Annotated in this window: 22 protein-coding genes and 2 pseudogenes; all 24 read left to right on the forward strand. The window is 43.8% G+C overall.

Going from position 1 to position 18,912, the window contains the following annotated elements; all coding sequences use genetic code 11:
* Nucleotides 1-32: 32 nt before the first annotated feature.
* The 24 genes and pseudogenes from codY to flhB all read left to right on the forward strand — a co-directional run bounded on the left by codY (nucleotide 33) and on the right by flhB (nucleotide 18,892).
* Nucleotides 33-808: pseudogene (codY, locus tag L0M14_RS09635) on the forward strand (GTP-sensing pleiotropic transcriptional regulator CodY).
* A gap of 258 nt (nucleotides 809-1,066) precedes the next feature.
* Nucleotides 1,067-1,483, forward strand: coding sequence for a flagellar basal body rod protein FlgB (flgB, locus tag L0M14_RS09640; protein ID WP_235121904.1), 417 nt, complete (start codon nucleotides 1,067-1,069; stop codon nucleotides 1,481-1,483).
* Nucleotides 1,480-1,929 carry a flagellar basal body rod protein FlgC gene (gene flgC / locus L0M14_RS09645; RefSeq protein WP_235121905.1) on the forward strand — a complete coding sequence of 150 codons (450 nt, stop codon included), beginning with the start codon at nucleotides 1,480-1,482 and terminating at the stop codon, nucleotides 1,927-1,929. The genes flgB and flgC overlap by 4 nt, the downstream gene beginning before the upstream one ends.
* A 35-nt stretch (nucleotides 1,930-1,964) precedes the next feature.
* Nucleotides 1,965-2,273 carry a flagellar hook-basal body complex protein FliE gene (gene fliE, locus L0M14_RS09650; protein ID WP_235121906.1) on the forward strand — a complete coding sequence of 103 codons (309 nt, stop codon included), beginning with the start codon at nucleotides 1,965-1,967 and terminating at the stop codon, nucleotides 2,271-2,273.
* A 43-nt stretch (nucleotides 2,274-2,316) separates the two neighbouring features.
* Nucleotides 2,317-3,906 carry a flagellar basal-body MS-ring/collar protein FliF gene (gene fliF, locus L0M14_RS09655; protein WP_235121907.1) on the forward strand — a complete coding sequence of 530 codons (1,590 nt, stop codon included), beginning with the start codon at nucleotides 2,317-2,319 and terminating at the stop codon, nucleotides 3,904-3,906.
* 12 nt (nucleotides 3,907-3,918) lie between these two features.
* Complete coding sequence (gene fliG / locus L0M14_RS09660) at nucleotides 3,919-4,935, forward strand: flagellar motor switch protein FliG (RefSeq protein ID WP_235121908.1); 1,017 nt, start codon at nucleotides 3,919-3,921, stop codon at nucleotides 4,933-4,935.
* Entirely contained in the window at nucleotides 4,928-5,770 is an 843-nt protein-coding gene (locus tag L0M14_RS09665) for a FliH/SctL family protein (protein ID WP_235121909.1), read from the forward strand. The genes fliG and L0M14_RS09665 overlap by 8 nt, the downstream gene beginning before the upstream one ends.
* Nucleotides 5,767-7,092: a flagellar protein export ATPase FliI gene (gene fliI, locus L0M14_RS09670; protein ID WP_235121910.1), complete on the forward strand. Its 1,326-nt coding sequence runs from the start codon at nucleotides 5,767-5,769 to the stop codon at nucleotides 7,090-7,092. Before L0M14_RS09665 ends, fliI begins: the two co-directional genes overlap by 4 nt.
* A 9-nt stretch (nucleotides 7,093-7,101) precedes the next feature.
* A complete protein-coding gene (gene fliJ / locus L0M14_RS09675; protein WP_235121911.1) occupies nucleotides 7,102-7,545 on the forward strand; it encodes a flagellar export protein FliJ in 444 nt (147 codons plus the stop codon).
* Nucleotides 7,546-7,574: 29 nt separating this feature from the next.
* Complete coding sequence (locus tag L0M14_RS09680; RefSeq protein WP_235121912.1) at nucleotides 7,575-8,492, forward strand: MotE family protein; 918 nt, start codon at nucleotides 7,575-7,577, stop codon at nucleotides 8,490-8,492.
* A 38-nt stretch (nucleotides 8,493-8,530) separates the two neighbouring features.
* Complete coding sequence (locus tag L0M14_RS09685; RefSeq protein WP_235121913.1) at nucleotides 8,531-9,973, forward strand: flagellar hook-length control protein FliK; 1,443 nt, start codon at nucleotides 8,531-8,533, stop codon at nucleotides 9,971-9,973.
* Nucleotides 9,974-10,007: 34 nt separating this feature from the next.
* Nucleotides 10,008-10,454, forward strand: a complete 447-nt coding sequence (flgD, locus tag L0M14_RS09690) for a flagellar hook assembly protein FlgD (RefSeq protein ID WP_235121914.1) — start codon at nucleotides 10,008-10,010, stop codon at nucleotides 10,452-10,454.
* The gene (locus tag L0M14_RS09695) at nucleotides 10,451-10,837 is read left to right on the forward strand and encodes a TIGR02530 family flagellar biosynthesis protein (protein ID WP_235121915.1); all 387 of its coding nucleotides are present in this window, start codon (nucleotides 10,451-10,453) and stop codon (nucleotides 10,835-10,837) included. The genes flgD and L0M14_RS09695 overlap by 4 nt, the downstream gene beginning before the upstream one ends.
* 86 nt (nucleotides 10,838-10,923) lie before the next feature.
* Nucleotides 10,924-11,745 (forward strand): flagellar basal body rod protein FlgG, encoded by an 822-nt coding sequence (gene flgG, locus L0M14_RS09700; protein WP_235121916.1) that lies wholly within the window; start codon nucleotides 10,924-10,926, stop codon nucleotides 11,743-11,745.
* 62 nt (nucleotides 11,746-11,807) lie between these two features.
* Entirely contained in the window at nucleotides 11,808-12,029 is a 222-nt protein-coding gene (locus tag L0M14_RS09705) for a flagellar FlbD family protein (protein ID WP_235121917.1), read from the forward strand.
* Entirely contained in the window at nucleotides 12,030-12,515 is a 486-nt protein-coding gene (locus tag L0M14_RS09710; RefSeq protein ID WP_235121918.1) for a flagellar basal body-associated FliL family protein, read from the forward strand.
* A gap of 36 nt (nucleotides 12,516-12,551) precedes the next feature.
* Nucleotides 12,552-13,550 (forward strand): flagellar motor switch protein FliM, encoded by a 999-nt coding sequence (gene fliM / locus L0M14_RS09715; RefSeq protein ID WP_235121919.1) that lies wholly within the window; start codon nucleotides 12,552-12,554, stop codon nucleotides 13,548-13,550.
* A complete protein-coding gene (gene fliY, locus L0M14_RS09720) occupies nucleotides 13,540-14,835 on the forward strand; it encodes a flagellar motor switch phosphatase FliY (protein WP_235121920.1) in 1,296 nt (431 codons plus the stop codon). The genes fliM and fliY overlap by 11 nt, the downstream gene beginning before the upstream one ends.
* Nucleotides 14,836-14,862: 27 nt before the next feature.
* Complete coding sequence (locus tag L0M14_RS09725) at nucleotides 14,863-15,225, forward strand: response regulator (protein ID WP_235121921.1); 363 nt, start codon at nucleotides 14,863-14,865, stop codon at nucleotides 15,223-15,225.
* A 48-nt stretch (nucleotides 15,226-15,273) separates the two neighbouring features.
* Nucleotides 15,274-15,900: a flagellar biosynthetic protein FliO gene (locus tag L0M14_RS09730; protein WP_235121922.1), complete on the forward strand. Its 627-nt coding sequence runs from the start codon at nucleotides 15,274-15,276 to the stop codon at nucleotides 15,898-15,900.
* Nucleotides 15,897-16,679 (forward strand): flagellar type III secretion system pore protein FliP, encoded by a 783-nt coding sequence (gene fliP, locus L0M14_RS09735; RefSeq protein WP_235121923.1) that lies wholly within the window; start codon nucleotides 15,897-15,899, stop codon nucleotides 16,677-16,679. Before L0M14_RS09730 ends, fliP begins: the two co-directional genes overlap by 4 nt.
* Before the next feature lie 24 nt (nucleotides 16,680-16,703).
* On the forward strand, nucleotides 16,704-16,973 hold the full coding sequence (gene fliQ, locus L0M14_RS09740; protein ID WP_235121924.1) for a flagellar biosynthesis protein FliQ: 270 nt from the start codon (nucleotides 16,704-16,706) through the stop codon (nucleotides 16,971-16,973).
* Nucleotides 16,974-16,985: 12 nt separating this feature from the next.
* Nucleotides 16,986-17,783: a flagellar biosynthetic protein FliR gene (gene fliR, locus L0M14_RS09745; protein ID WP_235121925.1), complete on the forward strand. Its 798-nt coding sequence runs from the start codon at nucleotides 16,986-16,988 to the stop codon at nucleotides 17,781-17,783.
* A gap of 15 nt (nucleotides 17,784-17,798) precedes the next feature.
* A pseudogene (gene flhB / locus L0M14_RS09750) lies at nucleotides 17,799-18,892 on the forward strand (flagellar biosynthesis protein FlhB).
* Nucleotides 18,893-18,912 lie beyond the last annotated feature (20 nt).

Below are 18,912 nucleotides of genomic sequence, written 5' to 3' on the forward strand. Positions count from 1 at the left end.
CAGTACTGTAACGTTAGTGGGAGGCAGTTATCATGACTTTATTGAGTAAAACTAGGAGGCTGAACCGGCTGCTGCAAAAGAAGCGGGCAACGCTGTCAGCTTTATGGATATGGCGGAGGTGCTGCGCGATACGATTAGCGCCAACATATTTGTGGTCAGCCGCAAGGGGAAAATACTCGGGTATGCACTGAGACACGATGCTAGTCCGTCAGAGATGGATGAAGGGGTTTTGTCAGAGCGGAGGTTTACTGTTGAATTTAATCAGCTGCTTCTGAAAATCGATGAAACCTCGTCCAATGTGGAAGCTGATCACCCTCATGCAAGTCAGTTGAAATCCAATTTCCGCTACGCCTTTACGACCATAGTGCCCATCATTGGTGCTGGAGATCGACTAGGTACGTTAATCTTGACTCGAAACGACGAGGCCTTTGTCGACGATGATCTGATTCTAGCCGAATACGGGTCTACCGTAGTTGCGATGGAAATTCTTCGCGAGCGTGCGGAAGAAATTGAGATGGAAGCGAGAAGCAAAGCAGTTGTTCAAGTGGCTATTGGTTCCTTGTCGTACAGTGAGATGGAAGCCGTGGAGCATATTTTTGAGGAGCTAGATGGAAAAGAAGGTCTGCTCGTGGCAAGTAAGATCGCCGATCGAGTTGGAATTACCCGCTCTGTCATTGTGAATGCATTAAGAAAGCTGGAAAGCGCAGGAGTCATCGAAACCAGGTCGCTCGGAATGAAGGGCACCTATATTCGAATTCTCAATGATCAATTGATTCAGAGCATAGAACAAGTAAAGACCAAGTTGTAAGAAAACGTTGATAGATCTGGCGTATATCACACATGTGTATAAAAAAGTCCTGTCTTGGTAAAAAGATAGGGCTTTTTTCTTATTGTAACTTAGGTTATTATCTTACATGATAAGAATAATGACAAAAGGTTTTACATATTTCTACATTCTGGAACTATATCGTATCGGCCAATTAAAAAAAATGTCGAACAAAGAAGGAAATAACATTGTGCTTGTTGAATAAGAACAAAACCATTCCATTGAAAGTGGGTAGAAAGCATGTCTTTATTAGATAGACCCAGTTGGAACTTGCTCGAAAAAACACTAGATGCATCTACTCTTCGACAAAAAGTGATAGCTAATAATATAGCAAACGTTGATACACCATACTTTAAGCGTTCGGATGTAGCGTTTGAAGATTTGCTTCAGGATCAAATGAGCTCAACTACTCCATCTGTAGAAGGTTATCGAACAGACCCGAGGCATTTCTTTATTGGTAAAGCTTCAACTAGTGTTACACCGGAAATCAGGACAGATGAATCTACGGCTATCAATAATAATATGAACAATGTTGATATGGATTATGAAATGTCACTCATGGCCAAAAATCAGTTGAGATACAACACCATGGTTCAACAAATGAACAGTGAATTCAAGAAAATGAGAACCGTAATTGGAGGAGATGATAACTTATGAGACTAACCAATGGATTTGATATTAGCTCCTCCGCATTAACAGCACAGCGGTTAAGAATGGATGTTATTTCGTCCAATATTGCTAATGCTGATACGACAAGGGCCAAGATGGTTAATGGGAAATGGGTACCGTATCAGAGAAAGCTGGTGTCGTTTGAAACCAAATCTCAGCCTTCATTTGCTCAAGCCCTGGATTCAGCAATGGCAGATGGGACTGGGGAAGGGGTCAGGGTAAATAAGATCTTTGAAGATACTTCTCCTCTAAAACAGGTATACAACCCATCCCATCCGGATGCGGACGAGAATGGCTTCGTATATATGCCCAACGTCGATGTTCTTAAGGAAATGGTAGATATGATATCTGCTACTAGATCCTATGAAGCCAACGTGACGGCCCTTAATGCAAGTAAATCTATGATTACAAAAGCTTTGGAGATAGGGAAATAAACTAACATTTATTAAACTAAGGGGGATTCAGCATCATGATTGACAAGATTAGTTACAGTCCCATAAACATCATGAGTACCATTAAGCCTATAGACCGTACAGGCGAAGGCGCAGCAGATCTTGGCAAGCAGTTTGGGGCGTTTCTAAATGATGCGATATCAAATTTAAATAATCAGCAGCAGCAAGTAGATCAATTGAACCAAAGCTTTATTAAAGGAGAATTATCTGATGTCCATCAGCTGACGATCGCTTCAGAGAAGGCTTCACTTGGCTTGGAACTTACCGTTCAAGTCAGAAATAAGGTGTTGGAAGCTTATCAAGAGGTAATGAGAATGCAGCTGTAGTCGAAGTGATTCTTTACAAACTATGGTTCAATGAGGTGACAAAGTGAATGAAAACCTGCTCCAGTATTGGGAAAAAGTAAAGCAATATTGGAATCGATACAGTAGAACGACGAAAATCACTTTCATAGCCACGGTATTCCTTTTAGTTCTTACTGCAGCAATTATTAGCTATAACTTATCAAAAACCGAGTATTCCCTGGCATTCACGGATTTGCAGCCTAGCGATGCAGCATCGATTAAAGGCTATCTGGATACAGCAAAGATCCCCTACCATTTAAGTGCCGATGGCAAGAGTATTGAAGTTCCGACCAATCAAGTCGCGAATGTAAAGCTTGAGGTAGAGTCTCAAGGTTTAAATAAGAATGGTTCCTTAGGTTTTGGAGCTTTTAGCGAAAGCAGTTCTTTCGGAATAACCGATAATGAATTTAAAGTGAAATACGTCAATGCTGTTCAAGGCGAATTACAACAATTAATTAACTCTAATCAAGCCATCAGCAGCTCGAAAGTGTTAATATCCCTTCCTGAAGAAGGTGCATTTTTGCAAACGGAGCAGGAGCAAGCTTCGGCATCCGTTGTACTGCAAATTAAGCCGGGCTATAAGCTGGATCAAGCGAAAGTAGATACCATCTACAACTTAGTATCTCATAGTGTTAAGAATCTCCCTCTGGAGAATATCACCATTTCGGATCAAAACGGCGATAGCTTAGTCTCCTCCAAAGCAGGAGGGCAATCGTCCGCCAACTTGGTAACGAGCCAATTTGAAATTAATAATCAGTTCCGTAATGATTTGCAGAGAAATATCAGCAGTATGCTGGGCAGAATGCTCGGACAAGACAAAGTCATTGTCAGTGTGTTCTCTACGATGAACTTTGATCAGAAGAAAAGCACTGAACAATTGGTCTCTGCTCCAAATCAAGTGGATCAAAAAGGGCTGGAAATTTCTCTACAAGAAGCAACCAAGTCGTATCAGAACGACGGTGGTGCTGATTCGGGCGGCGTTCCGGGAACAGGCTCCACGGATGTGCCGGGCTACCCTGGAAGCTCTAGCTCAGGTAAGTCTACATCTGAAGAAAACAGCAAAACCGTTAATTATGAAGTGAATCGGATCACGAACGATATTATTGCTACGCCGTATGTCGTGAAAGACCTGAGCATTAACGTTGGTATCGAGCCTCCGGTCAAGGATGATCCGAACTCGCTTACTGCGGACACAAAAGCCGCCATTCAAACGGCACTAGTGAATATTGTTCGTTCAGCGCTTGCCGACAACAAGGTTACTTATACAGACGATGAGTTGAATAAAAAAGTTACCGTATTTGCCCATTCGTTTGTACAGCCTGATGTGCCTACTGAAAATAAGACGACCACGTATATGACTTATGGTGGATTAGCGGTCGCAGCGCTTGCATTAGGATTAATCGGTGGTCTTGTACTGAGAAGACGTAAGAAAGCTGCTCAGCAGCTGGAAGAAGAGTTGGCGATGCCAGCTGCCGCGACAAAGGCGGAGCTTCCAACGATCGATATCGAGAATGTATCCAACGACAATCAAGTACGCAAACAGCTCGAAACTTTGGCGAAGAAACGCCCAGAGGATTTCGTGAATCTGTTACGGACTTGGTTAGCAGACGAATAGAGGTGATCTTTTGTGGTGAGAACAGCTCTGCAAGGGTTAACCGGACGACAAAAGGCCGCCATTCTTTTGATCAGTTTAGGTCCTGAAGTGTCTGCTCAGATCTTCAAGCATTTACGTGAAGAAGAGATTGAGCAGCTAACACTGGAAATCGCAAATGTAAGAAAAGTTGATTCTGTAGAGAAGGACTCCATTCTCTCCGAGTTTCACCAGATTTGCTTAGCGCAAGAGTTTATTTCACAAGGCGGTATTGCATACGCCAAGGATATTTTGGAGAAGGCGCTAGGTAATCAGAAGGCGCTGGATATTATTAACCGGTTGACCGCTACTTTGCAGGTTCGACCATTTGACTTTGCAAGAAAAGCGGATCCGGCACAAATTCTCAACTTTATTCAGAATGAGAACTCACAGACGATTGCGCTTGTACTATCATATTTGCAAGCCGATCAAGCTTCGATTATCTTGTCTTCTCTTCCTCAAGAGAAGCAAGCTGACGTTGCTAAGAGAATCGCACTGATGGACAGTACTTCACCTGAAGTCATCAGTCAAGTGGAACGAGTACTGGAACAGAAGCTGTCTGCAACCGTAACGCAGGACTACACAAACGCTGGCGGTATTGCTTCCATTGTTCAGATTCTGAATGGCGTCGATCGAGGTACAGAACGTACCATTCTCGATTCACTCGAGATTCAAGACCCGGAGCTCGCAGAAGAGATCAAGAAACGCATGTTCGTATTCGAAGATATTGTCAATATCGACGATCGTTCGATTCAAAGGATTATTCGGGATATCGAAAATGCGGATTTGCAGCTTGCGCTTAAAGTGGCCAGTGAAGAAGTGCGAAACGCTCTATTTAAAAATATGTCCAAGCGTATGGCAGAGACCTTTAAAGAGGAAATGGAATTTATGGGTCCTGTCCGCTTGCGTGACGTAGAAGAAGCTCAGACTCGAATTGTAGCGACAATTCGAAGATTGGAAGAATCCGGCGAGATTATTATCGCACGCGGCGGAGGAGACGATATTATTGTCTAATATCATTAAGTCTTTTGCTTACGTGTCTTTAGAAGATAAGAAGCAGCTCGAGGTTATGACACCCGTTCAGATGCTGCGGGCCGGACTTTTAGAGGATGAAGAAGCGGCAAAATCGCAACTCACACCCGAGCAGCAGCAGGAGCTCTTAGAAGCGAATAGCATGAAGGAACAGATTATTCAGGACGCAGAAGCGTTTGCTGAAGAACAGATTCAGCTTGCTATGCAGGAATGCGCAACGCTACGAGAGCAAGTGGATACCGAAATTAACGCCTGGTGGAATGAGCGCCGGGCGCAAGATGAAGAGTATGTTGCTCAAGCTAGGCAGACAGGTTTTGAGGAAGGGTATCAGAACGGTGCAGCGCAAGCAGAGCAGACGATTCGTCAGGAGTATGAGGACATGCTTGCCGAAGCTCGCTCTGTCTTAGAACAAGCCTATACGTTGAAACAGCAAATTATCCAAGAGTCCGAACCGTTTCTGATAGAGCTAAGCACTTCTATCGCAGAAAAAGTAATCGGTCGGCAACTAAGTATGGAGCCGGCATGGGTGATTGATTCCATTCAAAAGGTGCTGTCACGAAGACGCGAGACAGGAGTCATTACGTTATGTGTTGCTCCGTCTCAGTTTGCTTATATCCAGGATGCCCGCGAAGAGCTGTTAACATCCATTGATTCACAAGCAGAGCTTGTCATTTTGCCCGATTCTACTGTCATAGATCATGGCTGTGTTGTTCGTTCTTCATTTGGAAGTATAGATGCAAGAATTGATACTCAGTTGAAAGAGATTAAAACTGCACTACAGGAGCTTGCTATTCGGAGTGAGGGGGCAGAGGCATGAGTATTTCTATACCATCTCCCGAAAAGTACAAGGAGCATCTCCAACAAATAGATCCAATTCGAGTTAATGGCAAGGTCACCCAGGTTATTGGTCTGACTGTTGAATCTGAGGGGCCTGATGTAAGCATCGGTGATTTATGTTATATCTATCCTCTTAAGTCGAACAAGCCATTAAAGGCAGAAGTGGTTGGTTTTCGAAGTAATAAGGTTGTATTAATGCCACTTGGTGAGTTGGAATCAATCGGCCCAGGGTGCGATGTTGTCGGAACCGGTAGGCCGCTCACCGTTCAAGTAGGACATGAATTATTGGGGAAAGTTCTGGACGGTCTGGGTCAACCGCTTGATGGATCGTTTCTACCATCGCGCATGTCTCATTACTCTACGAATAACGCGCCTAGCAATCCGCTTACACGTCCGCGAGTGTTGAATCCAATCAGTGTCGGAGTTAGATGCATTGATGGACTGCTTACCATAGGTAAAGGACAACGTGTCGGTATTTTTGCCGGATCTGGTGTAGGAAAAAGTACACTTATGGGCATGATCGCTCGTAACACGTCAGCCGATGTCAACGTGATTGCTTTAATTGGTGAGCGTGGACGAGAAGTGCTTGATTTTATCGAGAGAGACTTGGGGCCCGAAGGTTTAGCGCGTTCCGTGGTTATTGTTGCTACATCCGATCAACCTGCATTGATTAGAATCAAAGGTGCTATGATTGCGACTAGTATTGCAGAGTACTTTCGAGATCGTGGATTGAATGTCATGATGATGATGGATTCTGTAACCCGTTTCGCAATGGCGCAGAGGGAAGTTGGTCTTGCAGTTGGGGAGCCGCCTGCTACAAGGGGATATACACCATCTGTGTTCGCTATGCTGCCTCGCTTGTTGGAGAGGTCGGGAACTGGCCCGAAAGGTTCGATAACTGCCTTTTATACGGTATTGGTAGACGGGGATGACATGAATGAACCTATCGCAGATGCCGTTCGAGGTATTCTTGACGGTCATATCGTTTTAAATCGAGGCATTGCCAATAAAGGGCATTATCCTGCAATTGATGTGTTGGCAAGTGTAAGTCGTGTTATGAAAGAAATTGTACCAACTGAACATATGGAAGCCGCGGATCAACTGAAGCGACTGTTATCCACCTATAGAGATTCGGAAGACTTGATTAATATCGGGGCGTATCAGAAGGGGTCAAACCCTGAAATTGATACTGCGATTGATCATATTCAATCGATTTGGAACTTTACGAAGCAAAAGACTTCTGAAAAGCTAACCTATGCAGAGGCTCAGCAACAACTGATTCAAGAATTTTACAAGGGATGAGGGAACTGAATGAAATTCCGCTATTCCTTTCAGCAAATAGTAGATCTCAAAAATAGCGAACGGACACATGCAGAGTGGATTCTATCTGAAGCTCTGGGTGAATTGAGGAATGAAGAAACAAGCTTGCATGCGCTATTCGAGCAAAAAGACGCGCTTCAGCAGCAAATCGTATCCGCTTCTGACCAGTGTGTCACGATCTCCGAAATGCTTCTTTTGCAAAATTATTTGAATCACATTGATCAACAAATTTTACGAAAGCATCAGGATGTTGCGAGAGCTCAAAAATTGGTTGAGAATAAGCAGGAAAAGCTGACAGAACGCATGCTAGATGAGAAGGTTTGGAACAAAGCAAGAGAGAAGGCGTTTCATCAATTTCAATCGTTTGTTGCCAAAAAGGAACAGGAAGCTCTGGACGAAATGGCGACTAACCGTTTTAAACGATTGTCATATTGAGGAAGCCGTAGAGGGGGGAGAGAGAAACAATGGCCGATACAAGTGCGGAAGGCACATCCTACAGTGCATTAGAGCGATTTCTAATTTGGTTTGTCATTCCTTTTGTATTTACGGCGGTTCTGCTCTTCGTTTTGCTGTCGATCTTCGATTATGACATCAAGAGCAGCATACAAAATGCTTTGCATAATACACCAGTGATTGGTAAGGTTGTACCTGCTCCGAAAGAGAAGGCTTCTGCTGCCGATACTGATAAATCTAAAGGTGCGGAAGAAAGTGCGAAGTCCAAAGATGAAGAGATAACAAAGCTAAATGCTCGAATTACGGAGCTCGAAACTGCGCTCCAACAATCGGACGCAACTACTCAACAGAAAGATCAGTCTTTAAAGGATGCTGAAGCTAAAGCTGCTGATTTGGAAGAAAAGTTGAAAGACAAGACTCAAACGGAAGAAGAATACAAGAATAAAATTACGGAGTTGGCTAACCTGTACGCGAGCATGTCACCAAGTAAAGCTGCCCCGATTATGCAAAATTTAACACCGAAGGAAATGGTGCTTGTCTTCTCCATGATGAAGTCGGACAGCCGCGGCGCTATTCTTGAGAAAATGGACCCGAAGGTTGCCGCTGAAGCATCTATCGGTCTAAAAGATGTAGTTCCGGTCAAAGACCAGGAGATTGCAGCACTGCAAGAAAGATTGAAGATTAACGGTAGTTCGGACACGACACAAGCATCGACATCCGTCAGCAAAGCCGATTTAGGTCAAACATTTGGAAATATGACTCCAAAAAGTGCTTCCAATGTACTGTTAGAAATGTATAAGTCTAGTCCAGAGAAGGTAATTACAATCCTTAGTGGAATGGACAATACATCGCGATCAAAAGTAATGTCGGCATTGTCAGATGCTAATAAAGAGGTCGCAGCAGCTATTACCTCCAAGCTGGCACAGTAAGCTCGGCTTTAAGCATATTGAAAGGAGGTGAGAAGAAAATGGACGTACAAATGTCGATAGCGCCTAGTACACCAACTACAAGCAGTGGAGGTTCAGCTTCGGCTAAGACGAGTGCACAACCAGGAACAACGGATGCATTCTCGCAGCTCCTGGGCTCTCAATTAACACCATCAACGCCGACTGCTGATGAAGCCGGTCAAGCCAATGCAGAAGATCCAGCTATGATGCTGGCGAGTTTATTACAGATGCTCCAAAGTATGATCATGCCCATGCAAAATGCACCTGTCGTGCAAGGTGATGAGACAACAGGCGATTCTCTACCGGACACGCTTGTTCAAGCAATGAACAGTAATCCTAGCTTAGCTGCCAAGCTTCTACAGGATCCAGGTATGCAGCAGTGGCTAGAGCAAGCAAGTCAGCTTATAGGCGCAATGACAGATGGCCAGTCGAAAATGGGGAGTGCTCCCATGACAAAGGCGCAATTAGCCGGCTCAGACGCATTGGAAGCGCAAAACACTTTGCTCATGCTTGCTTCGTTATCTAAGCAGCAGCCTGACAATCCCATCTTGCAGTATTTGAATCAACAGCTGCAGCAGATCATGGAACCTATATTGCCTTCAGTAGCGGGGGAGCAAATGACCCCTATTTCAGAAAGTGACGATGTTCAAGCTGATTCGAATACACTTGAGAACACAGATTCTGTGCCAGCAAGCCGTCATATCGGCCAACACACACAAGTGCGACGAGCCGATAGTAAAAAGCAAGTAATTTCATCGCAAGCTGTGGATATGAATATTCAACAGCAGCCGGCTAAATCCAAGCTTGAAATACTTGCAGTCAAAAATTCACTTAGTCAACCGATGCATCAAGTGCAAGCAAGCACGAACGATCAAGTTAGTCAAGAGCAGCCGGTAACCACTGATGCAACCGATGCTGCAACTCCTTTTATTCATATTTTAGATGCTCAACATGGAGTGCAGTCGACGGTACCTGTTGAGAAGGCTGTTCCTGCGACCATACATGCAGCTAATTTTGCTGAAGATATGACCGAGCATGTCATGAAGAGTATGAAGATCACGCTAGCTGACGGAATCTCCGAGGCTAAACTGTCCTTATTTCCTAAAAATTTAGGTCATGTCGATGTCAAGCTGACGATGCATGATGGACAACTCATTGCACAATTTGCTACGGATTCAGCAGCAGGAAAACAAATGCTGGAGAGTCAATTGCCTCAACTGCGTCAGGCACTTCAAACACAAGGTCTTCAAGTTGAAAGACTTGAGGTTACTCAAAATCAAAGTATGTCTTCTGGAATGTTCCAGGATCAACGTCAGCAGCAGTCATCCAATCAAGCATTCCGCCAAAATAAGAACCGTTCAGGTAATTATGAGAAGGATGTCATTGAATTTAACCAAGAGATTGCAAGCGCGGGTCAAACTCGTGGTACAGCCTACGGAAACTCCTTTGATGTTATAGCTTAATACAATCCTCATCTTAGTAACCGGAGGTGATATTATGGCAAGCACTAATTCAGTATCAGGGAATGTCTCCGATATTATCAATGCAGGACAAACGAAAAAAACGGAAACCAAGGATCCTAACTCTTTAGGTAAAGACGATTTTTTGAAAATTTTGATCACACAGCTTCAAAACCAAGACCCTACTCAACCGCTTCAAGACAAAGAGTTTATTGCTCAAATGGCTCAATTTACGTCCGTAGAGCAATTGACCAACATGGCGAGTGAAATTAAGCTGATGAGACAATCGTTAGGTTTTACATCAGAGTTAATTGGTAAATCGGTTACATGGACAAGTACTGATTCCTCAGGGTTATCGGCAACCAAGACAGGTATTGTTGATTCCATTACTTTTAAAGATGGTAATCAATACGCCAATGTGAAAGGAGAGGAAATTTCTCTGGAGCAGCTCAGTAAGATTGAGAACGCCGGAGAAACCCAATGACGGAGCGAATATCGATAGGACAATTATATCCTAATGCTGTTCCTCCAGCGTCTACGAGACGAGCACCTGTACAGCAGCCGGCAGCTCAAACCGGCAAACCGACATTTCAACAACTTCTTCAGGATCAATTTGTTCGCTTCAGTCATCATGCAGAGGTACGGCTTCAAGAGAGAGGCATTCAATTAAAGCAGGAGCAGCTAGATAAGCTAAGTTCAGCAATCGATAAAGCTGCGGCCAAAGGCGCTAAAGACGCATTAATGCTTTTGAATGGGAACGCACTCATCGTTAATGTACCGAATCGAACTGTAGTGACAGCGCTGGACGGAAATACAATGAACGATCATGTGTTTACACAAATCGATAGTGCAGTAATCATTTCTTAATATCAGGCTGGACCGACAGGGGGCCTGGAGCCGCCGAACGATGGAAGCGGCTCGGTAAAATATATGAATCCGTAGGGGGTAGCTAAATGCTAAGATCTCTTTATTCCGGGGTTTCCGGTATGCGTGGTTTTCAGACAAAATTGGACGTTATCGGCAATAATATTGCTAACGTCAATACGATCGGCTTCAAAGGCAGCCGAGTCATGTTCAAGGATATTCTAAGTCAGACGGTTTCCGGTGTGAGTGCTCCGGACGATACTCGCGGCGGCGTGAACGCTCAGCAGGTTGGTCTAGGTGTGAGCACAGCGTCTATTGATACTGTACACACAGCCGGTAGTGCGATGACGACAAATGTCGTAACAGACCTTAGATTGAACGGAGACGGCTTCTTTGCAGTTGGAACTGCCGATCAAGTGGATACAGCATATTTGACAAGAGCAGGTAATTTCACTCTAGACGCTAACAGAAATCTTGTTAACGCAGACGGGCTTCATGTAATGGGAGCTGATAACGCGGGGCCTATTACAATACCAGACAACGTGGTCTCCTTCTCCATCTCCCAAAACGGAGAAATTATCGGCGTTGATTCTGCAGGTGTTGTTGCTCCAACAGGTCAAGTTATCGGGGTTGTGAAAGTGACAAACCCATCAGGTTTGGAAAAGCTTGGCGGTAACTTATACCGCATGACATCCAATGCAAATGCTGATACTGCAATTACAACGGTTGCGCCTGGGAATGCTGAAACTGGTGTAGGTACGCTAGTTTCCGGACAGTTGGAAATGTCGAACGTTGACTTGACAGGTGAATTTACCGAAATGATCGTTGCACAGCGCGGCTTCCAAGCGAATTCAAGGATTATTACAACTTCAGATGAAGTCCTTCAGGAAGTTGTTAATCTGAAGCATTAATGGATCGTAAAGTAATGTAAAGCGGGGGGAGAGTCTCCCCCACTTTCATCCAGGAGGAGAATATGATTTCTCTTACGAGGTTAAATGGAAGACCTGTTATCGTTAATGCCTTGCTAATTGAAATGATTGAAGAAACCCCGGATACCATGATTTCTTTAACGACAGGAAAGAAAATCACGGTTCTCGAGAAAGCTGATGTTGTGGTAAGCTTAGTGCGGACCTACATGCAAGATATCGGCTCGGTTCGGGCGTCAATAATGTCCAGGGATGCGGAGGGCTTGTAGGTGTTTAAGAATAAAATTTTTATACTCATCGTTTCCATACTCATCGCTATCACATTAATTCTCACGGCGGCATTTGTATTATGGAACTTTATGGAAAAAAATAATCAATCTCAGGACCCGGCTGGACAAGCACAGGATGCTGTTGCTTCAGTAAAACCAACAAAGCCACCTACGGCTGAGGAAATTAAAGCCAATACTGCTTTTGTGAAGGATATCTTAACTAATCTTTCCGGTGGGGGCAATTTTATTAAATTGTCACTGGCCTTTGAACTTGAAAATTCCAAGGGGAAGACAGAGTTCGACAGCCTGTTAGATTCTGCAGTGAAAGGAACTATTGTTCAAACTCTGGCAGACATGACTTCCGAACAAGTACAGGGAAGTAAAGGTAACGATCTACTGACGTCCACTTTGATGAATAAACTTAACCCTATGCTACATGAAGGTAAAATCAGGCAGATTTGGATCACCGATAAAGTGCTTCAATAACTCGCTGACGATCATGCTTTAAGGAGGTGAGTCTCTATGGTTGATGTGTTATCGCAAAATGAGATCGACGCCCTTCTAGCTGCGTTATCCTCTGGTGAAATGGATGCGGAGGAGCTTAAAAAAGAAGAGACGCAGAAGAAGGTCAGGGCTTATGACTTTAAAAGAGCAGTACGCTTTTCAAAAGATCATATTCGAAGCTTGACGCGAATACACGAAAATTTTGCGCGTTTTTTGACAACCTATTTCTCTGCGCAGTTGCGGACGTTTGTGCAAATTAACGTGGTACAAGTTGAACAGCTGCCCTATGACGAATTTATTCGGTCGATCCCGAAAATGACCATTTTGAACATCTTTGAAGCAGAGCCTTTAGAGGGTCGAATGGTCCTTGAGGTCCATCCCAATGTAGCTTTTGCCATGTTGGATCGTTTGTTGGGGGGAGCTGGTACATCTCCAACTAAAATTAATGCTCTGACTGAGATCGAGACGATCGTTATGGAACGTATCTTCAGCAGAGCCTTCGATAGTCTTCAGGAAGCTTGGAAGACAGTAATTGACTTGTCTCCGCGGCTGGAAGCCTTGGAAACCAATCCGCAATTTATGCAGATTGTTTCTCCTAATGAAACTATCGCTTTGATTTCTTTGAGCACGAAGATTGGTGATACGACAGGTATGATCAACCTATGTATACCACACGTCGTAATTGAGCCTATTATGCCTCGGTTATCTGTTCATCACTGGTTTGTTTCACAGAAAAAGACCAGAGCTCCTGAGGAAGTTGAAGCACTTCAATCACGGTTAGAGAAAGCTAAGCTGCCGCTTATTGCCGAATTAGGTACATCCGAAATTTCGATTCGGGAATTTTTGAGCTTGTCGGTTGGAGATGTGCTGACCTTGCACAAATCGGTAGATGACCCGCTTCAAATCAAAGTAGGAGAGAAGCTTAAATATCTCGGTAGCCCTGGTACAGTAAGAGGCAAGATAGCTGTGCAAGTAACTGATATCGTGAATGAAGGAGAAGAAGATCATGACGAATAATAAAGATTATTTATCTCAAGAAGAGATAGATGCTTTGTTAAGACAAACCTCTGACGACACCACAGATCCTTCTTTCCAGACGTCGCCTAACATTGAGGACTACTTGTCTTCGCTAGAACAGGATGCGCTTGGTGAGATTGGGAATATTACATTTGGAAGCGCAGCTACAGCACTCTCGACTTTATTAGGGAAAAAGGTTGATATTACAACCCCTAAGGTTTCCATCATTGCTCGAGAAGAGCTCGAAGGTGAATTTCCAAGACCGCATGTAGCAGTACATGTTAATTATGTGGATGGTTTTGATGGCATTAACTTGCTTGTTATTAAAACTCGAGACGCTCAGGTCATAGCTGACTTAATGATGGGTGGAGATGGAACAGGCGGAGACGAAAATCTCAGTGAAATTCATATTAGTGCGGTTCAAGAAGCAATGAACCAAATGATGGGATCATCGGCCACTTCCATGTCTACGATCTTTAATCGGTTTGTCAATATCTCACCTCCTGGAATCGACATATTAAATTTGTCGAAAGGAGAAGGAAAACTACCTGACGAGGACGTATTTATTAAAATATCGTTCCGACTGACGATTGGCGATCTGATTGATTCCAACATTATGCAGCTGCTGCCTGTGACTTTTGCGAGAGACATGGTATCGATCCTGATGGGGGGAGGATCCGAGGCTACAATGGAAGCAGCGCCGACAGCGCAAGCCGCGGCACCTTCACCTTCACCAACAGCGCCACCAAGCGCTCCGGTTCGACAAGATGTGCATACGCCGCCTGCAGCTGCAGCTCCGATGTATGAGCAACCGATGTATCAGCAGCCCATGTATCAACAACCACCTATGCACGAGCAGCCAATGTACCAGCAGCCGCCAATGATGGGACAACCGATGTATCCTCCGGGGCAGCCCATGTATGGTCAACCGCCTGCAGCTTACGGTGGAATGCCGAATCGCAATGTCAATGTGCAGCCAGTACAGTTTGGAAATCTGCAGTCAGGCAGCATGGCTCAAGCCGATGATACGAACCTGAATTTACTACTAGATATCCCCCTTAAGGTAACTGTAGAATTAGGGAGAACTCACAAAGTGATTAAGGATATTTTGGAGCTTTCTCAGGGATCCATCATTGAGCTGGATAAATTGGCCGGGGAGCCAGTTGACATTCTGGTGAACAATAAGCTGATTGCCAAAGGCGAAGTCGTCGTCATCGATGAAAACTTTGGAGTTCGTGTCACTGATATTGTGAACCAGTGGGAACGGATTCAAAAGTTACAATAACTTAAATTCTAGGAGGACTGTTTACTAATGGCTAACCGAATTCTTATTGTGGATGATGCTGCATTTATGAGAATGATGATCCGGGATATCCTAACAAAGAACGGATATGAAGTTTGTGGAGAAGCAAATGATGGAGCGCAAGCAATTGAAAAATACAAGGAACTTAAGCCAGATTTGATTACCATGGATATCACGATGCCTGAGATGGATGGCATTCAAGCACTGAAAGAAATCAAAAAGCTCGAGCCAAACGCTAAGGTCATTATGTGTTCTGCGATGGGACAACAGGCCATGGTTATTGATGCGATCCAAGCTGGAGCTAAGGACTTTATCGTAAAACCTTTCCAAGCGGACCGTGTTATTGAAGCAATCAAAAAGACTCTAGGGTAATTTTACGAAGTTCGGCTGAGTCTGACATAAACCGAAAGGGATGTGACCATGAGAAGACTCATCACCAAACTATCGCTATCCACTATACTGGGGCTTGTGCTGATCATCTACACACAAGCTGTTTGTTTTGCTGAGACGGACCCTACACAAGGATTAGCAGACTCTGAATTTAATCCAGGGGATTCGTTTGATTCATTCACCATGATTGTGAAGGTCATCTTTTTCTTGGTATTGATTATTCTTTTGTTCTTCGTTCTCATCAAATATATTGCAAGAAAAAACAGGGGTTCATTTTTTGGTAATTCCGTGCGTTCCCTCGGCGGGGTGCCTTTAGGGCAAAATAAGTCGATTCAAATCGTAGAAATTGGTCATTCACTCTTCGTAGTTGGCGTCGGTGATAATATTCAGTTGCTGGATAAAATCAATGACGCCGATGAGGTGGCCTATATTACAGACCTTCTAACGGCAACTCATGCCCAGCATCAAGGAATCATGAATGCTCGTAAATGGCTGGATAAACTTCCTATAGGCAAACGAGAAGCCGAGGAGGAAGAAATAACGTCATCCTTTCAGCAAGTATTTCATGATAAAATGCAGCGGGTGACAAATCGCAACAAAAATGTTGAAGATTGGCTCTCGGATCAAAAAATGAAAGATCGGTTGAATGACGAATGAAGAGAAACAAAATTAGTGTAATCGTAATTCTGACCCTGTTATCTGTGTTTGCTTGGTCACTGACTGCCGCGGCCGCGGGAACAGATCCTAGTAACCCGATCCCTGGCCTTAATGTTAACATCGGGGCAGGAGACGTCGGCGGTACGGGCCAATCGTCGAATACAATAACTTTACTGCTTTTATTGACTGTCTTAAGCTTGGCTCCTGCCATTCTCATTTTGACGACATGCTTCACACGCATTATTATTGTACTCGGCTTTGTACGTACATCCCTGGGGACTCAATCCATGCCACCCAATCAAGTTCTAGTAGGATTAGCGCTGTTTCTCACATTTTTCATCATGTCACCTACGCTTGGTGAAGTGAATCAAACAGCGTTACAGCCCTATTTGAAAGGTGAGATTAATCAAACCCAAGCCTTTCAAAAGGCGGCTGGTCCTATGAAAAAGTTTATGTTCACCCATACGAGACAAAAGGACCTGAAGCTCTTTCTTGACTACACAAAGGCACCTAAGCCAACAGGAGTTGATGATATTCCTGTAACGGCCCTAGTGCCTGCTTATGCGATTAGCGAGCTTAAATCTGCTTTCCAGATGGGATTTATGATTTTCATTCCATTTTTGGTCATCGATATGGTAGTCTCGAGTACGCTTATGGCGATGGGGATGATGATGCTTCCGCCAGTCATGATTTCATTGCCATTCAAAATCTTGTTATTCATTTTGGTGGATGGCTGGTATTTGGTAGTTAAATCATTGTTACTCAGTTACAGTACTTGACGAAAATGGATGGAGGTCAGCTAGATGGGTTCAGAGTTTGTCATCCGGATTGCAGGAGAAGCTGTGTATACAGTTCTTAAAGCAAGCGCGCCCATGTTGGTGATCGGATTGGTCGTGGGTCTGATTATCAGTATATTTCAAGCCACTACGCAGATTCAGGAGCAGACGCTTGCATTTGTTCCCAAGATTGTTGCCGTTCTTTTGTCCATCCTTATATTTGGGCCTTGGATTATGAACACTTTGGTTGATTTCACTTACAATTTGCTAAACAACCTCTACAAATTCGTTGGATAGGTTGTGAGAGGCTTGGAACTGTTATTTCAAGTTTTACCTGGCTTTATGCTTATTTTTTGTCGAATCACATCGTTCTTTGTCGTGGCGCCTGTGCTTTCTTCGAAAAATATCCCAAATACATTCAAGATCGGATTGTCCCTATGTGTCACGTTTATCGTCTTTAGCAGCATTGGGTTGAACCAGGCTGTCGTGATTGACGGGCAATACATTTTGCTCATCATTAGGGAAATGTTGATTGGAATTTTGCTTGGGTTTTTAGGTTACATGTTTTTCACAGTTGTTCAAATTGCAGGTTCGTTCATGGATATGCAAATTGGGTTTAGCATGGCCAATATTATTGACCCGTTATCCGGAACTTCTTCGCCGCTAGTCGGCAATTTGAAGTACATGATAGCGATTCTACTGTTCTTAACATTTGACGGACACCACTATTTGCTTCGGGCTATTATGGAAAGCTATCATTGGATACCTCTAGACAATCAGCTTTTCACACGTATCTATAATGGTCAGATATCGGACTTTTTGTTTCAGTCCTTCTCTAAAATGTTTTATCTTTCGTTTCAATTGGCTGCTCCAATTATTGCCGCATTATTTTTGACTGACTTAGGACTCGGTCTGCTTACGCGTGTAGCTCCTCAGTTTAATATTTTTGTCATCGGAGCACCATTGAAAATGATTCTAGGGCTGATTTTACTAGCCTTGCTTTTCCCGGAATTGATATCGCAGTTTCAAGGCCTTTTTGCTTCCTTATTCGATTCAATGCAAAATTTACTGCAGCTGATTTCGGGTTCGCAACCAACATCACCGTAACCCGGGGGGTTCATTGTGTCACACAAACTTCATTTACAGCTGAATTTGCAATTATTTTCAGGAGAGAAGACGGAATCGGCGACGCCGAAGAAAAGGCAGGAGGCCCGCAAGAAAGGGCAAGTTGCCAAGTCTATGGATTTACCCGCTGCCTTGGTGTTGCTTTTTCTTTTGCCTCGTTTCTTATTTTTGGCAGCTTTATGAAAGAAAAGATGGTTGGTATGTTCAGACAGATCTTTGAACATCAGCTTACAATGGACGTTACGGCTTCGAATGTGGAAGTGATGTTCTCAGAGCTGGTTATGCAGGGCTTTCAGATCATGGCTCCATTATTTCTTCTGGTTATGGTAATCGGCGTTTTATCCAATTATCTGCAGATTGGTTTTATGTTTATCGGGGATCCGTTGATCCCTAAATTTAGTAAGATCAATCCGATTTCAGGGTTCAAAAGAATTTTCTCCATGCGTACAGTAGCTGATTTCCTAAAATCCAGTCTTAAGCTGGCTATTATCGGATACGTCGTTTACAGCACACTGATGGGTGAAAAAGCTAATTTGTTAGGTCTTGGGCATACGCCCATTGAAAGTACTTTTACTTTTATCGCCTCATTAACTCTAAAGCTAGGTATAAAAATTGGATCTATTCTAATTGTTCTTGCGGTCTTTGATTTTATTTATCAAAAGTATGAGTTTGAGAAGAGCATCAAGATGTCCAAGCAGGATATCAAGGATGAGTACAAGAAGAGTGAGGGCGATCCTCATATTAAAGGTAAAATCCGTGCGAAGCAGCGTCAGATGGCGATGCAGCGTATGATGCAGGAAGTACCTAAAGCAGATGTCATTATTACGAATCCTACGCATTTTGCGGTCGCATTGAAATATGATTCGGGTAATATGCAGGCTCCGACCGTGATTGCGAAAGGTACGGATCACATCGCATTGAAAATCAGGGAAGTCGCTAAAGAAAACGGTATTATAACTATGGAAAATAAGCCGCTTGCACGTGCATTATATGCTCAGGTTGAGATTGGAGATGGAATTCCGGCGGAATTGTTCCAAGCTGTGGCCGAAGTGCTGGCTTACGTATATAAGATGAAGGGTAAAGCTGGTTAAACGAGGAAAGGAGGTACATC

The organism is Paenibacillus hexagrammi (assembly GCF_021513275.1).
Lineage (GTDB): Bacteria > Bacillota > Bacilli > Paenibacillales > NBRC-103111 > Paenibacillus_E > Paenibacillus_E hexagrammi.